The organism is Streptomyces sp. CNQ329, assembly GCF_000482585.1.
Map to the genome: position 1 here is coordinate 1 of NZ_AXVU01000010.1, position 15,067 is coordinate 15,067.

Sequence of the window (15,067 nt, forward strand, 5' to 3'; positions counted from 1 at the left end):
TGACCCGCTCGTCGCTGACCTGCCCGTATTCGGCGTTGCAGAGGGCGTCGGCCTCCGCGGACATGAGCGCGTCGGCGAAGGTTTTCACCATCACGCGCAGCAGGTCGGGACTCGCCGCGGCGAGGTTGTCTTCGGTCAGGGCGTGCAGGGGCACACTGTCAGGTGCGGTCATCGTGCTGATCTCCTTCGAGCCTTCGACATCTCGAAGATCAGCCGGTGGCCGTTCGTCTATGCGGGACTCATCCCGACGCCGGAACAAACCCCCGGAACAGGTCGAACCCGTACACCACTACCGAGGACGCAACCACGGGGGCCGCGGGCCGGAGCCGGGCGTGCCCTGATCCCAGGCACCCTCGGCGGACGGGGGCGGAGACCGGAGTCGGGTCTGCCCTGGTAGCGGGGCTGCCCCGGCGGACGGGGGGTGGGGCACCGGTGCCGGGTCCGCTCGGGTCGGCGGTGTCCTGGGTGGGCGGGGGCCGGAGCCCTGAAGTTGGGTCTTCCCGGCCGCGGACGGACCGGTGGACGGGGGCCGGAGGCCGGTGCGGGGTCTGCTCTGGTCGCGGACGCACCGTGGACCGGGGGCCGGGCACCGGAGTTGGGTCCGTTCCGGGCTGAGGGCGGACCGGTGGACAGGGCCGGAGCATCGGAGCCGGGCCCGCTCCCATCGCGGAAGCTCCTGTGGACGGGGAATCGGAGGCCGGAGTCGGGTCTGCCCTGGTCGGGGGCGCGCCAGCGGTCGGGGGCGGAGCCCCCGGAGTTGGGGCTTCCCCGGGCACAGGCGGGCCGGTGGACCGGGGGTTCGGGTGCCGGTGCAGGGATTCCTCCGGTCGCGGCCGCGCCCGGCGGTCGGGAGAGCCCGGGGTTGGGCGTGTCCTGGTCGCGGGGGACTGGTGGGCGGGGGTCGGGGCGTCGGTGCAGGGATTCCTCCGGTCGCGGAGGCTCTGGCCGACGAGGGTCGGGGTCCCGGCGTTGAGTCTTTCCTGATCGCCGGTGCGCGCGCCGGACGGGGGTGGCAGCCCGGTGCTGGGCAGGGGTTTCGTGGTGGACGTCGGGTCTGCGGGTCGCGGGTGAACGTGGATGGGCGAAAGTCCGGCCGCGTGGGCGTTTTGAGTCGCTTTGGTGAGCTGGTTACCGCGAGTTCGTCTCGGTGGCGTGCGCTCAGGCTGCTTCCGGCTGCGGATCCGGGGTCGCGGGCGGGTTCGCGCGTGTGGCTGGGTGAAACTCCAGCCCGATGGGGGATTTAGCCCGGTTTGGCGAGCGTGGGGTGGCGAGTTTGCACCGGTAGCCCGCATTCCGGGCCGCCTGGGCGGTGATGCGCACCGTCCGGGCGAGTTGGTGCGTGTGATGGGGCAATACTCGGGCACTGAGGGGTATTTGTCCTGGTTTGGTGGGCTGGTTGGGGTGGCTTCGCACCGGAAGCGCTCCCTCTGGGCCGCCTGGGTGGCTGCAGGTAAGGGGTGAGGCCCCTTGGCGCGCCTGGTGGGGCGGAGTATGACCTTCCAGGCCGGAATCGGCCCGGATCCGGGGGTGCGGAGGGTTTTGTGCGTGTCGCGGGACGAAACTCCACCCCCACGGGTGATTTAGCCCAGTTTGGCGCGCCTAGGGCGGTGAGTTTGTGCCGGTAGCCCCCATTCCGGGCCGCCTGGGCGGTGACGCGCACCGTCCGGGCGGCCCGGCGCGTGCCACGGAGCAAAACTCGGACACCGAGGGGCGTTTGCCCTGGTTTAGCGGGCTGGTTGGGGTGACTTCGCACCGGAAGCGCTCCCTCCGGGCCGCCCAGGCGGCTGCGGGAAAGAGGTGAGCCCCTTGGCGCGCCTGGCGGGGCGGAATATGGCCTTCAAGGCCCGGATCGGCCCGGATCAGGCCGGATCCGGGGGGGTTACCGCGAGTTACGACCAGATTCCTCCGCCCAAGGGCTCCCACGCGGGCTCCCCCTGGCCGCCCGCGCCATCGCTCGCCACGAGTCGACCGCGTGCGAACCGACCCGATCAACGCCGCCCTTCCCTCCAGCCCACCGAAGCCACCCGCGACCGCGCGGCACCGGAACAGAGACAGCCCGCACCCCGCATCGCCCCGCTCCGTTCGCCGCCGGAACGGAGACCGCCCGCGCGCGGGGCGCGCCGGCTCCGGCGGGCCGGCCCCCGTCCGCCGGGCACCGACCCGTACGACAACTCAAGGGGTGCCGCTCCCCCTGGGCCACCCTTAGCTGCCGGTCGTTCACGGGCCGGAGTCGGTCAAGGGTGGGGCGAAGCCCCATCGCGCAGCGACGCCCCCGCAGCGAAGCGGAGGGGGCGCCCTTGACGCCGGACGCAGGCCCGCACACTCAGGAGATGGGTGGCCCGGGGGAGCCCCAACGACACCGCCCCACCCCGACACCGGCACCCCCGGGCCCGCGCATCCCTCAGGGACGACCGCCGACCCCGACACGGACCCCACCGGCGCCACCTCCGTCACGGACGGGCGCCCACCCCGACGCGGGACCCCCGCTCACCGGCCCGCCCCACGCACCGGCCCCCGCCCCGGCACGTACCGCCGCACACCGGCCCACTCGGCGAATCGCCGTCCACCCCGGCGCGTACCGTCGCACCCGCTCCATGCACATCGCCGGCCAGCCGCCGACGCCGCTGACCCGGGTTCACTGTCAGAGCGGGCGCATACCCTTGGGCGGGCGTGAGGGGTGCTGGGTCGTGCCGGGTCGTGCCGGGACATGCCGGGACGTGCCGGGTCGTGCCGGGACGTGCCGGGACGTGCCGGGACGTGCCGGGACGCGCCGAAACGTGCGGCGCATGCCCGGACATGCGACACATGCCGGGTCGTACGGGACGTGTGGTTCTGAGCGGACGCCGGCGCCCACGACACCCCCCGTACCCCGCCCCCGCACCCACCGACCGGCACGGCAACCTCCTCGCGGCCCTGCTGACGGCCGCTGACCGCACCACGGCCGCTGACCGCACCACGGCCGCTGACCGCACCACGGCCGCTGACCGCACCACGGCCGCCGACCGCACCACGACCGCCCACCGCACCCCAGTCCGCGACCACATCAACGCGACCCGGTGACTCCTTCTGGCCGGCGTTCGAATGAGTAGCCCAGGCGCAGTTCATCGTCGCCCGGCCGATTCCGTCCTGCGGCGAGCGCCGCCGGGATCCTGCTCCTGGATCCGGGCCGGTCGAAGCATGCGATGCGGCCGGCGAGCGAGTCGACGACCACGTCGAGTTCGCCGTCCGGGCCGTGCGATCCACCAGCCGTACCGCTCGGCCAGTTCGCCCGGGTAGTCATCGCTGCACAGGCCACCTCCTGCGCCCGGACCGGCGCCGTCGCGGGGCGGCTGCGGCCGAGCGGCGGGTGCCGCCGGTCCCGGGCTCGCCGCCGCGGTGTTCTCCACCCCGCCGGCCCGGAGGGAGCGGGGCTACGCCGACTTGCGGGCCGCGCGGAGGAATTCCCGGTTCAGGGACGAGATCGCCTGCAGGGGGATGCCCTTCGGGCAGGCCACCGCGCATTCGCCGGTGTTCGTGCAGCCGCCGAAGCCCTCGTCGTCCATGCGGCCGATCATGTCCAGCACCCGCGATTCGCGCTCCGGCGCGCCCTGGGGGAGGGCGTTCAGGTGGACGACCTTCGCGGCGGTGAACAGCATCGCCGAGCCGTTGGGGCAGGCGGCGACGCAGGCGCCGCAGCCGATGCACTCCGCGTGTTCGAAGGCCGTTTCCGCCGCCGCCTTGGGGACCGGGGTGGCGTGGGCGTCGGGGGCGCTGCCGGTGGGGGCGGTGATGTAGCCGCCGGCGCCGATGATGCGGTCGAAGGACGAGCGGTCGACGACCAGGTCCTTCACCACCGGGAACGCCGCCGCCCGCCACGGCTCGACGTCGATGACGTCGCCGTCCGCGAAGGACCGCATGTGGAGCTGGCAGGCCGTCGTCCGTTCGGGCCCGTGCGCCTGTCCGTTGATGACGACCCCGCACGCGCCGCAGATGCCCTCGCGGCAGTCGTGGTCGAAGGCGACGGGCTCGTCGCCGGCGAGGATCAGCCGCTCGTTGAGGGTGTCCAGCACCTCCAGGAACGACATCTCCGGCGTGACGTCCTCGACCTCGTACGAGACCATCTCGCCGGCCGCGTCGGGGCCGGGCTGCCGCCAGACCCGCAAAGTCACCTTCACTGATAGCTCCGTTGCGTGGGAATGACGTATTCGAACTCCAGGTCCTCGCGGTGCAGGACCGGGGCGGTGCCGGTGGCGGTGAACTCCCAGGCCGCGGCGTACGAGAAGTGCTCGTCGTCGCGGGCCGCCTCGCCGTCCGGGGTCTGGCTCTCCTCGCGGAAGTGACCGCCGCAGGACTCGGCGCGGTGCAGCGCGTCGAGGCACATCAGCTCGGCCAGCTCCAGGTAGTCCGCGATGCGGTTGGCCTTCTCCAGCGACTGATTGAGCTCCGTGCCGGTGCCCGGCACCTTGATCCTGCGCCAGAACTCCTCCCGCAGCGCCGGGATCCGCTCCAGCGCCTTGCGCAGTCCCGGCTCCGTACGGGCCATGCCGCACTCGTCCCACAGCAGTTCGCCCAGTTCGCGGTGGAAGGAGTCGGGGGTGCGGTCGCCGTCGACGGCGAGCAGCAGGTGCAGGCGGTCCTCGGTGTCCGCCACGGCCTCGGCGACCGCCGGGTGGTCGGGGGAGACCTGCTCGGGGCGGTGGCGGGCGAGGAAGTCGCCGATGGTGGCGGGGAGGATGAAGTAGCCGTCGGCCAGGCCCTGCATGAGCGCGGAGGCGCCGAGGCGGTTGGCCCCGTGGTCGGAGAAGTTCGCCTCGCCGATGGCGAAGAGGCCGGGGACGGTGGTCTGGAGGTCGTAGTCGACCCACAGGCCGCCCATCGTGTAATGGATCGCCGGGTAGATGCGCATGGGCACCTGGTAGGGATCCTCCGCCGTGATCCGCTCGTACATCTCGAAGAGGTTGCCGTACCGCTCCTCGACCGCCGCGCGCCCCAGCCGCCGGATGGCGTCGGCGAAGTCGAGATACACGCCCTGCCCGCCGGGGCCGACGCCGCGGCCCTCGTCGCAGACGTTCTTCGCCGCGCGCGAGGCGATGTCCCTGGGGACGAGGTTGCCGAAGGAGGGGTAGAGGCGCTCCAGGTAGTAGTCGCGCTCGTCCTCGGGGATGGCGTTCGGCGGGCGGGTGTCCCCGTGGGCCTTGGGTACCCAGATGCGGCCGTCGTTGCGCAGCGACTCGCTCATCAGCGTGAGCTTCGACTGGTGGTCGCCGGAGCGCGGGATGCAGGTGGGGTGGATCTGGGTGAAGCAGGGGTTGGCGAAGTACGCGCCGCGGCGGTGGGCCCGCCAGATGGCGGTGGCGTTGGAGTTCTTGGCGTTGGTGGAGAGGTAGAAGACGTTGCCGTAGCCGCCGGTGGCCAGCACGACGGCGTCGGCGAGGTGGGTTTCGATGCGGCCGGTGACCAGGTCGCGGGCGACGATGCCGCGGGCCCGGCCGTCGACGACGATCAGGTCGAGCATCTCGGTGCGCGGGTGCATCTCGACGTTGCCGGCCTCGATCTGCCGGGAGAGGGCCTGGTACGCGCCGAGGAGGAGCTGCTGTCCGGTCTGCCCGCGGGCGTAGAACGTGCGCGAGACCTGGACGCCGCCGAAGGAGCGGGTGTCGAGCAGGCCGCCGTACTCGCGGGCGAAGGGCACGCCCTGCGCGACGCACTGGTCGATGATCTCGACGGAGACCTGGGCGAGGCGGCGCACGTTGGACTCGCGGGCGCGGAAGTCGCCGCCCTTGACGGTGTCGTAGAAGAGGCGGTGTACGGAGTCGCCGTCGTTGCGGTAGTTCTTGGCCGCGTTGATGCCGCCCTGGGCGGCGATGGAGTGGGCGCGGCGCGGGGAGTCCTGGTAGCAGAACTGGACGACCTGGTAGCCCTGTTCGGCGAGCGTGGCGCCGGCCGCGCCGCCGGCGAGGCCCGTACCGACGACGATGATCTTGTAGCGGCGGCGGTTGGCGGGGTTCACCAGCCGGGCGGTGAAGCGGCGGCGGTCCCAGCGCTCGGCGATGTCGCCGGGCGGGGCGGCGGTGTCGGCGACGGGGGTGCCCTCGGTGTACTGCGCGTAGGTCGGTGACATCTTCAGTTCACGACTCCCGTCATGACGGCCACGGGGACGGCGATGAAGCCGCAGGTCAGCACCAGCGCAGTGGTGTTGGTGACGGCCTTGAGGGCCCGCTCGCGGGCCGGGCTCGCGGCGCCGAGGGTCTGCACGGCGCTCCAGAAGCCGTGCCGCAGGTGCAGACCGAGGGCGACCATCGCGGTGAGGTAGATGACGTTGCCGTACCAGGTGGAGAAGGTGGCGACGGTGTTCTCGTACGGGTGGCCGGTCTGGGCGTTCTCATTCACCGTCAGCGTCGTCAGGTCGAGGATGTGCCAGACGACGAAGAGGCCGAGGATCACCCCGCCCCAGCGCATGGTGCGGGTGGCGTAGCTCGTGCGCCGGCGCTTGTGGACGTACGCGACCGGGCGCGCGGCGATGTCACGGCGGCTGAGCTGGTAGGCGGCCACGCCGTGTAGCACGACCGAGACGACCAGGACGACGCGGAGGATCCACAGTCCCCACTCGTAGTGCAGGACCGGCTCGCCGAGGGTGCGCAGCCAGTGGCCGTAGTCGTTGAACTCCTCCGCACCGAAGAAGATCTTGAGGTTGCCGACCACGTGGGCCACGAGGTAGCTGAGCATGATCAGCCCGGTGACGGCCAGCACGGCCTTCTTGCCGACGGTGGAGCGCCACAGCAGTGCGGGCAGCGACGGCGGGTAGGCCCGGGGGCGGGGCGAGTCCGGGGCGGGCTTGCCGGCGGCGGGCTTCGACGCCGGCTTCGTGGTCAGGGCCATGCTTGTGACGGTAGGGAGGGCACGTGGCATCCGTCCAAGACATGAATTCGCTGCTTTCGATAGGTGATGCCTATGGTCGGCTAGGCTCGTTCCATGCACCTCCAGCAGCTTCGCTACTTCGCGGCCGTCGCCGAGACCCGCCACTTCACCCGGGCCGCCGAGCGGGAGCACGTGGCGCAGCCGTCGCTGTCGCAGTCCGTACGGGCGCTGGAGAGGGAGCTGGGCGCCGAGCTGTTCCACCGGGCCCGCGGGCACATCACGCTCACCGACGCCGGCGAGGCGCTGCTGCCGCTGGCGCGGCGGATCCTCGCCGACACCGAGACGGCGCGGCGGGAGGTCCAGGAGGTCGCGCAGTTGCGGCGGGGACGGGTGCGGCTGGGGGCGACGCCGAGTCTGTGCGCGAGCCTGGTGCCGGACGCGCTGCGCAGGTTCCACGCCCGCTATCCGGGCATCGAGCTGCACGTGCACGAGGACGGCTCCCAGGACCTGGTACGGACGCTGGCCGCCGGCGAGCTGGACCTCGCGCTGGTCATCACGCCGCTGGCGGGGCAGGCGCCGGCGCTGACGACGACGGAGCTGCTGCGTGAGGAGCTGGTCGTGGTCTCGTCCCCGGACGCGCCGCCGCTCGCCGGGAGCGGGGGCGGCGGCGCGGGTGACGCGGGTGACGCGGGTGCGGCGGGCGGCGGGATCCGGATCGGGGATCTGCGGGGCCGGCCGCTGGCGATGTTCCGGCACGGCTACGACCTGCGGGAGCTGACGGTGGCGGCCTGCCGGGACGCGGGTTTCGAGCCGGAGTTCGGGGTGGAGGGCGGGGAGATGGACGCGGTGCTGGGGTTTGTGCGCGCGGGGCTCGGGGTGGCGGTGGTGCCGAGCATGGTCGCCGAGCGCTCGGGGCTGGTGACGACGGCGTTCGCGCCGCCGGGGCTGCACCGGACGATCTCCGTGGCGCACCGGGGCGACGTGTCGCCGCCCCGGGCGGCGCGGGAGCTGCGCCGGCTGCTGATCGGCGCGGTGGGCGGCGGCGCGGCGGCGCCGCGGGGCGGCTGAGCGAGCGGAGGCGACGGCGGCCGTACGGGCCGGGGCGCCCGGTTCCGTACGCGCGGAGCCGTGACCGTGCCCCGGATACGGGCGGGCACCGGCCGGTATCCGTGCCGGTGCCGCCCCGGCCGCCCCGGGCGGATGCCGCGAGCCGTGACGGAAGCGACCGCGGCACCCCGGCCGGAGCCCGGCGGCTCAGTACTCCAGCCCGTGTCCCAGCGGGTACAGGTCGGTGCCCGGCGCACCCAGCTCCGGGATCGCCACCGGCAGCCGCCCCGTCGGGCGCAGATCGCCGTAGAGTGCGTCGACCGCCCGGGTCAGCACCCCCGTCCCCGTGCCGTACGTGCACAGGTACACCGGCGCATCCGGGAACCGCCGCACGTCGTACGGGTTGCGCACCGCCACCACCACGACCGGCGTCCCCGACGCCAGCAGCGCCCGCACCAGCGCCGCCTGCGCCGCGCCCCGCTCCGCCACCGGCTCCGCACCGGCCGCCGCGTGGGCGGCGACCACCACCAGATCGTGGGCCTGCGCCGCGGCCACCGCCGTGTCGATCACGGTCTGCGCCGGCGTCCCGCCCGTCGCCAGCACCGTCGTGCTCTGCCCGCTCCGCGCCCCGACCGCCGCCGCCAGCCGGTCCAGCGCCGGCGCCGACGACGTCTGCCACCCGGCGACCAGCACCCGCCGCGCCCCGGCGGCCAGCGGCAGCAGCCCGGCGTCGTTCTTCACCAGCGTCACCGCCCGCCCGGTGAGCGCCCGCGCGTCCGCGACGTGCGCGGCGTCGCCGACGATCCGCTCCGCCCGGCGCTCGTCGACGAACGGGCCGAAGTACAGCCCTTCGTCGATCTTGCGCGTCAGGATCCGCACCACCGACTCCTCCAGCCGCCGCGTGCCGATCTCCCCGTTGCGTACGGCCGCGAGCACCGAGGCGAACGCGACGTCCATCTCCGGCGGCAGCACCAGCATGTCCGCGCCCGCCGCGAACGCCGCCACCGAGGCCCTCTCCGGCGGGTACTGGGACGTGGCGCCGCCCATGTCCAGCGCGTCCGTGACGATCAGCCCGTCGAAGCCCAGCTCCTCGCGGAGCAGCCCGGTCAGGATGCGGTGGGACATGGTGGCGGGCACGCCGTCGTCGAGCGCGGGCACGAGGATGTGCGCGGTCATCACCGTGTCCAGGCCCGCGGCGATCGCGGCCCGGAACGGCGGCAGGTCCAGCTCGTGGATCTGCTCCAGGGTGTGCTCGATGCGCGGCAGCAACAGGTGGCTGTCCTGGGCCGTGTCGCCGTGGCCGGGGAAGTGCTTGGCGGCCGACGCGACGCCGCCGCGGCGCTGGCCGCGTACGGCCGCCGCGACCATCCGCGCGACCTGCTGCGGGTCGGCGCCGTAGGAACGCAGGCCGATGACGGGGTTGTCGGGGTTGACGTTGACGTCGGCGACGGGGGCGTAGTTCTGGTTGATGCCCAGCGCCGCCAGCTCCCGCCCGGTGATCTCGGCGGCGCGCCGGGCGTCGGCGGTCGAGAAGGTGGCGCCCAGCGCCATGCTGCCGGGCAGCTCGGTGGCCGGCGGGGTGGGCAGCCGCTGGACCAGGCCGCTCTCCTGGTCGGTGGAGATGATCAGCGGGACGCCGCGGCGGTGCGCGAGCGAGGCGCGCTGCAGGCCGTTGGAGAGACGGGCGATCTGGCGGGCGTCGCGGAGGTTGTCGTCGTTGCGGGCGCTGAAGTAGATGACGGCACCGGGGCGGTACTTGCGCACCACGTCGGCGGGGGTGCGGACGCCGTAGCGCCGCACGTTGACGGCGGCGGCCGCGTCGGTCACGTCGTCCGCGTCCTGCCCGGCGACCTCGACGACGAAGAGCTGGCCGACCTTCTCCTCCAGGGTCATCCGGCGGGCCAGCGCCCGGGCCAGCAGCCGGGCGTACGAACCGGAGGCCGCTGCGCCGCCGGAGCGGGCCGCGGCGGGGGCGGCGGCGGAGGCGGCGGCGCCGAGCACCGCCGCGGTGCCGAGGAGACCGGTGACTGCCTGTCTGCGCGTGCTGGTTGACCGCATGTGAGAACACTCCTCAGCGCGTCGGGTGTGCTGCGTGGGCATCGGTGGCCGCCCGACGGGGCTGCTCCCCCTGTGAAGGCCCCCGAGGAGAACTCGGCCGCGGAGTCTGGCAACGGCACGAGGGTGCGTCAATACTTCCGCCCGCGCACGGTCAGCTTCCTGTCACCTCCCGCGAAACCGGAATACCGGCCGCCCGGTGCCCGCCCGGCCCTCTCTTCCGGCGCCGCCGCGGTGCCGCCCGGTGCCTCACTGCTCACCAGGCGAGGCCGGCCGCGACCGGCAGGTGGTCGCTGCCCGTGGCGGGCAGTACCCAGGCGCTCCGCGGCTCCAGGCCGCGTACGAGGATCTGGTCGATCCGCGCCACCGGGAAGCCCGCCGGCCAAGTGAAGCCGAAGCCGTTCCCCGCCTCCTCCTGGACCGAGTGCAACCGGCCGGTGAGGCCGTCGAACGCGCGGTCGTCGACGGTGCCGTTGAGGTCGCCGAGGACCATCACGCGCGCGGCGGGCTCCGCGGCGACGGCCGCCGCGAGCGCCCGCGCGCCGGCGTCGCGCTGGCCCGTCGACAGGCCCGCGCGGGGGTTCACGCGGACGGACCCCAGGTGGGCCACGTACACCGCCAGCGGGCCCCGCTCGGTGGCCACCGCCGTGCGCAGCGCGCGGGACGGATACATCGCGATGTCGACGGGCCGGGTGCCCGACAGCGGCAGCTTGCTCCACAGCCCGACGGTGCCGTGCGTGGTGTGGTGCGGGTACGTCTTCGCCAGCTCCGCCTCGTACAGCGGCAGGGCCGCGTCGGTGATCTCCTGCAGCGCCAGCAGGTCCGCACCGGAGGCGGCCAGGTCGCGGGCGGTGCCGGCCGGGTCGGGGTTGGCGGCGCCGGCGTTGTGACTGGCCACCGTGAGGTCGCTGCCCGGCCGGGACTTGTCCGTGAGCAGCCCGCCGAACAGGCTCAGCCACACCGTGACCGGCAGCACCAGCGCGACCAGCGCGGACGCCGAGCGCCGCCACAGCGCCCCGGCCAGCAGCGGGAGGACGGGGAGGCCGAACCACGGCAGGAAGGTCTCCACCAGGCTGCCGGCGTTCATCGAGCCGTGGGGGATCTCCGCGTGCAGCGCCATGAGCAGGCCGAGCAGCAGCGCCAGCGCCGCGAACACCGGGCCGCGCCGCCAGGGCCCCGGCCGGCGCAGGGCGCACGCCGCCCGGCGCACCGCGAGGGCCGCATGCTCTGCGAGCCGGCTGCCGGTGCCCGCCCGCGGGCGGTCGTCACCGACCTGCGCGATCTCCACCGTGTCGTCCTGCGACGTCGTCGCCACCTGCTCGCTCACCTCTGCATCCTCGGGTCCTGGGTGGGGTCGTCGTACATGGGCGGGCAACGGCCGCCGACCGCCTCGGCGCGCAGCTCGACATGCCACGGCTCGTTCCGGTAGACCGGGCACAGGCCGTACGCGGCGCCGTGCTCGAAGAGCCACATCTGCGCCTCGGCGCCGCCGATGTCGACCGCGTCGCCGGACACGTGCGGGGACGTCTCGGGGGTGGCCACCCACCGGGCGGCTTCTTCTTCCGATCCGTATTCCGAGACCGCCTTGCGGAAAAGCTGCTCCTGGTACGCGGGAGAACGCCAGCCGCTGTTGACCTCGATATCGATTCCGTATGCCGCGGCGTCCGCCGCCGCGTCGCGCAGGGCACCGAGGAAAGCCGCGTCGAGTTCGGCAACGGCGGGAATGCCGTCGTCGAAAACCGTCGTGCCCTCGGGGACGGCACCGCCGGCCTCGCCGACCGGTCCGCCCCGCCCGCGCCGCGCGGAATCCTCCGGTGCCGGAGCGGAGTCGTGCGGTGACCGGGGGGTGGCCGAGGCGGGCCTGGTGGCCGAGGCGGAAGGGCCGGTCGGCGTCTGCATCGACCGGTAGCCCAGAGGCGCGGCGACTGCCACGATGAGGGCGATCAGTCCGACGCCGAGAAGCGTGCGCATCCACCGGGCCGTTCTCCGCGCCGATCGCCGTGTTCGAGTCATTCCGCCAGTGAAGGCGGCGGGGCGTTGCCGGTGCGTATCCGGTTTTCTATACGCGGACGATAGGCGACCGCCCGTAGCATCGGCGTATGCGCGTGCTGATAGTCGAGGACGAGCCCTTTATGGCGGAGGCCATCCGCGACGGTCTCCGCCTGGAGGCGATCGCGGGCGACATAGCGGGGGACGGGGACACCGCCCTGGAACTGCTGGGCGTGAATGCGTACGACATCGCCGTCCTGGACCGCGACGTCCCCGGACCTTCCGGGGACGAGATCGCCCGGCGCATCGTCGACTCCGGCAGCGGCATGCCGATCCTCATGCTCACCGCGGCCGACCGGCTCGACGACAAGGCCACCGGCTTCGGGCTCGGCGCCGACGACTATCTCACCAAGCCCTTCGACATCCGCGAGCTCGTCCTCCGGCTCCGCGCACTCGACCGCCGGCGCGCCCACGTCCGGCCGCCCGTGCGGGAGATCGCGGGGGTGCGGCTCGACCCGTTCCGCCGCGAGGTCTACCGGGACGGCCGGTACGTGGCGCTGACCCGCAAGCAGTTCGCCGTGCTCGAAGTCCTCGTCGCCGCCGAAGGCGGGGTGATCAGCGCGGAGGAACTGCTGGAACGCGCCTGGGACGCCAATGCGGACCCGTTCACCAACGCCGTACGCATCACCGTCTCCGCCCTCCGCAAGCGGCTCGGCGAGCCCTGGCTGATCGCCACGGTGCCCGGCGTCGGCTACCGCATCGACACCGGATCCGGCGGCGAGAAGGAGGAAAGCGGGACGGCGGACCACGCCTAGGCCGGGTTTCGACAGCAGTTTTCGAGTGTGCGACGACTTCGGCTTGTGTTGCGCGGGAACCTGACGGGCGAGCCTGACGTGCCGCAAACGGAATCGCGCCGCGGCTACCGGTACGACAAGCCGCCCCGGCAAGCGTCCCGAAAACCCGCTCGGTGAGCAGACGGGCACGACGAGTTGCCGGAAGTTGCGCAAGAAGTATTGCGCAACAGTTCTTTCGTATCTACGGTCCTGGCATGGGCCGAGAACCGGAGCGGATCACCGAGCTGGAGCAGCTGAAGGCGTTCACCCACCCGCTGCGCATCGAGCTGTACCGGCTGCTGACGGCGGCCCGGACCGCGACCGCGTCGCACCTCGCGGAGCAGGTCGACGAGGCGGTGTCGCTGGTCAGTTACCACCTGCGCAAGCTCGCCGCGCACGGCTTCATCGAGGAGGCGGCGGAGCAGGGCCAGGACGGGCGCGAGCGCTGGTGGCGGGTCTCGGCGGGGCGGTCGTTCAGCTTCCGGTCCGCGGACTTCGACGACACGCCGGAGGGCACGGCGGCGCTGACCGGCGTCAGCCGCGAGCTGCTGGCCACCCGGCCCCGTACGTACCTCACCTACCTCGACCAGCAGGCCGGGTGGGGGCGTGAGTGGACGCGGGCGGCGTTCAGCTCCGAGTACACCGTCCGGCTGACCGCCGGCGAACTGCAGGAACTGGCGGAGGAGATGGGCGCGTTCGTGCGCAAGTGGCGGGAGCGGGCGGAGGCCGCGGAGGCCGCGGAGGCGGCGGAGGCCGCGGGGTCCTCCGGGCGCGAGACCGTCGCCCTCCACCTGTACGGCTTCCCCTTCCGCCCCTGAGCCGGGGGCCCGCGCGCATGCCCGCGTACCGCGACGCCGTTGTCCTGCGATGGCTCGTCGCGTACGCCCTCTCCGTGCTCGGCGACGGCGTGTTCTTCCTCGCCCTCGGCTGGGCCGCTCAGCGGGTCGCGGGGCCCGCGGAGACCGGGGTGGTGATGGCGGTGGGCTCGGTGCCGCGCGCGGCGCTGCTGCTCGGCGGGGGAGTGGTCGCCGACCGCTTCGGGCCGTGCCGGGTCGTCATCGGCGCCGACGCGGCGCGCTGCGTCCTCGTCCTGGGCGCCGCCGCGGCCGTGGGGATCGCCGCCCCCGGGCTGTGGCCGCTGGTCGCGGTGGCGCTGGCGTTCGGCGTGGTCGACGCGCTGTTCCTGCCCGCGGTCGGCGCCCTCCCGGCGCGGATCGCGCCGCCGGAGGAGCTGGGCCGGATCGCCGGGCTGCGGGCGCTGGCCCTGCGTCTCGGCGGCGCCGCGGCTGCCCCGGTCGGCGGGTACGCGCTGGTGCTGGGCGGGCCCGCGGCGGCGTTCGCGGCGGCGGGGCTGCTGTTCGCCGGGTCGGTGCCGCTGCTGCTGACGCTGCGCGTACGCCCCCTGCCGGACGGACCCGACGCGCCGGACGGACCCGGCGCCGGGAACCAGCCCGACGCGCCCGACCGACCCGCAGCGGCAGCGGCGCGGGCGCATCCGGCCGGCCCCGGGCGGGAGTTGCGCGAGGGACTGCGCTACGTGCGCGGACACCGGCTCATCGGGCCGCTCGTACTCTCCGGCGCGATCAGCGAGTTCGGCCTCAACGGGCCGCTCAACGTCGGCCTCGTCCTCCTCGCCGCCGAGCGCGGCTGGGGCGCGGCCGGACTCGGCTGGCTCGTCGGCGCGTTCGGCCTCGGCGCCGGCGCCGGAGCGCTGCTCCTGGCCGTCGCGGGCCGGCTGCCGCGCCCGGGGCTCGTCCACATCGCCACGCTCGTCGCCTGCGGCGCCGCGCTCGGCTGCGTCGCGCTCGCGCCTTCCCCCGCGGTCGCGGTCGCCGCCTGCGGACTCGGCGGCCTCGCGGGCGGAGTCTGCGGGGGGCTGGCGTTCGCGCTGATCCAGACCTCCGCCGCCCCCGCCTACCTGGGCCGGGTCACCGCCGCCACCAGCCTGACCGGCCTCGGGCTCGCGCCGCTGTGCTACCCGCTCGTCGGCGCGGCCATCGGGGCCTGGGGCTGCGTGCCGGTCTTCCTGGCCTGCGGCGCGTTCAGTTGCCTGGCCGCCGTCGTCTGCCTCGCCGCGCCCGCCGTGCGCCGTGCCGAGCTGCCCCGCGCCCGCGGCCCGCGCCGCGGGCGCGGCGCCGGCTCCTCGGGCCCGCTGCCACAACCGCCGCCCGCCCCGGCCCCGTAGCCGGATCGCCCCGGCCCCGTCGCCGGACCGGACCGGCGCCCTGCCGCCCGGCGCGGCGCCCCGCTGCCCGGCGCAACGTCCCGCCGCGCGGCGTCGGAAGCCGGGGCGGGGCGGGCGTGAG

11 protein-coding genes are annotated in these 15,067 nt (G+C 74.2%); 4 read left to right on the plus strand and 7 right to left on the minus strand.

Annotation, left to right across the window (positions count from 1 at the left end; translation table 11 throughout):
* From I003_RS0108990 to I003_RS0109010, 4 genes are all read right to left on the minus strand, one after another.
* On the minus strand, positions 1-172 hold a 172-nt coding region (locus I003_RS0108990; RefSeq protein ID WP_078563843.1), incomplete at its 3' end, for a transposase.
* Positions 173-3,410: 3,238 nt separating this feature from the next.
* Positions 3,411-4,154 carry a succinate dehydrogenase/fumarate reductase iron-sulfur subunit gene (locus tag I003_RS0109000; protein WP_027771227.1) on the minus strand — a complete coding sequence of 248 codons (744 nt, stop codon included), beginning with the start codon at positions 4,152-4,154 and terminating at the stop codon, positions 3,411-3,413.
* Positions 4,151-6,100 carry a fumarate reductase/succinate dehydrogenase flavoprotein subunit gene (locus I003_RS0109005; protein ID WP_027771228.1) on the minus strand — a complete coding sequence of 650 codons (1,950 nt, stop codon included), beginning with the start codon at positions 6,098-6,100 and terminating at the stop codon, positions 4,151-4,153. Before I003_RS0109005 ends, I003_RS0109000 begins: the two co-directional genes overlap by 4 nt.
* 2 nt (positions 6,101-6,102) lie before the next feature.
* Positions 6,103-6,858: a succinate dehydrogenase gene (locus I003_RS0109010; protein WP_027771229.1), complete on the minus strand. Its 756-nt coding sequence runs from the start codon at positions 6,856-6,858 to the stop codon at positions 6,103-6,105.
* Between the two features lie 93 nt (positions 6,859-6,951).
* Between I003_RS0109010 and I003_RS0109015 the strand changes: the two genes are divergently transcribed.
* The gene (locus I003_RS0109015; protein ID WP_027771230.1) at positions 6,952-7,905 is read left to right on the plus strand and encodes a LysR substrate-binding domain-containing protein; all 954 of its coding nucleotides are present in this window, start codon (positions 6,952-6,954) and stop codon (positions 7,903-7,905) included.
* 186 nt (positions 7,906-8,091) lie between these two features.
* Here the strand turns inward: I003_RS0109015 and I003_RS0109020 are convergent, their stop codons facing one another.
* The 3 genes from I003_RS0109020 to I003_RS0109030 form a co-directional block, all read right to left on the minus strand.
* On the minus strand, positions 8,092-9,942 hold the full coding sequence (locus tag I003_RS0109020; protein ID WP_027771231.1) for a glycoside hydrolase family 3 protein: 1,851 nt from the start codon (positions 9,940-9,942) through the stop codon (positions 8,092-8,094).
* A gap of 253 nt (positions 9,943-10,195) precedes the next feature.
* The gene (locus I003_RS0109025) at positions 10,196-11,149 is read right to left on the minus strand and encodes an endonuclease/exonuclease/phosphatase family protein (protein WP_027771232.1); all 954 of its coding nucleotides are present in this window, start codon (positions 11,147-11,149) and stop codon (positions 10,196-10,198) included.
* A gap of 113 nt (positions 11,150-11,262) precedes the next feature.
* Positions 11,263-11,910, minus strand: coding sequence for a M15 family metallopeptidase (locus tag I003_RS0109030; RefSeq protein WP_027771233.1), 648 nt, complete (start codon positions 11,908-11,910; stop codon positions 11,263-11,265).
* Between the two features lie 128 nt (positions 11,911-12,038).
* Between I003_RS0109030 and I003_RS0109035 the strand changes: the two genes are divergently transcribed.
* The 3 genes from I003_RS0109035 to I003_RS0109045 all read left to right on the plus strand — a co-directional run bounded on the left by I003_RS0109035 (position 12,039) and on the right by I003_RS0109045 (position 14,946).
* Positions 12,039-12,743 (plus strand): response regulator transcription factor, encoded by a 705-nt coding sequence (locus I003_RS0109035; protein ID WP_027771234.1) that lies wholly within the window; start codon positions 12,039-12,041, stop codon positions 12,741-12,743.
* A 233-nt stretch (positions 12,744-12,976) separates the two neighbouring features.
* Positions 12,977-13,579, plus strand: a complete 603-nt coding sequence (locus tag I003_RS0109040; protein WP_027771235.1) for a winged helix-turn-helix domain-containing protein — start codon at positions 12,977-12,979, stop codon at positions 13,577-13,579.
* Positions 13,580-13,596: 17 nt separating this feature from the next.
* Positions 13,597-14,946: an MFS transporter gene (locus tag I003_RS0109045; RefSeq protein ID WP_027771236.1), complete on the plus strand. Its 1,350-nt coding sequence runs from the start codon at positions 13,597-13,599 to the stop codon at positions 14,944-14,946.
* Positions 14,947-15,067: the final 121 nt, after the last annotated feature.

Bases quoted from the DNA above. Each gene is read 5' to 3' on its own strand.
- I003_RS0109005 (WP_027771228.1), bottom strand. From the start codon at position 6,100: ATGTCACCGACCTACGCGCAGTACACCGAGGGCACCCCCGTCGCCGAC.
- I003_RS0109010 (WP_027771229.1), bottom strand. From the start codon at position 6,858: ATGGCCCTGACCACGAAGCCGGCGTCGAAGCCCGCCGCCGGCAAGCCC.
- I003_RS0109015 (WP_027771230.1), top strand. From the start codon at position 6,952: ATGCACCTCCAGCAGCTTCGCTACTTCGCGGCCGTCGCCGAGACCCGC.
- I003_RS0109020 (WP_027771231.1), bottom strand. From the start codon at position 9,942: ATGCGGTCAACCAGCACGCGCAGACAGGCAGTCACCGGTCTCCTCGGC.
- I003_RS0109030 (WP_027771233.1), bottom strand. From the start codon at position 11,910: ATGCGCACGCTTCTCGGCGTCGGACTGATCGCCCTCATCGTGGCAGTC.
- I003_RS0109035 (WP_027771234.1), top strand. From the start codon at position 12,039: ATGCGCGTGCTGATAGTCGAGGACGAGCCCTTTATGGCGGAGGCCATC.
- I003_RS0109040 (WP_027771235.1), top strand. From the start codon at position 12,977: ATGGGCCGAGAACCGGAGCGGATCACCGAGCTGGAGCAGCTGAAGGCG.
- I003_RS0109045 (WP_027771236.1), top strand. From the start codon at position 13,597: ATGCCCGCGTACCGCGACGCCGTTGTCCTGCGATGGCTCGTCGCGTAC.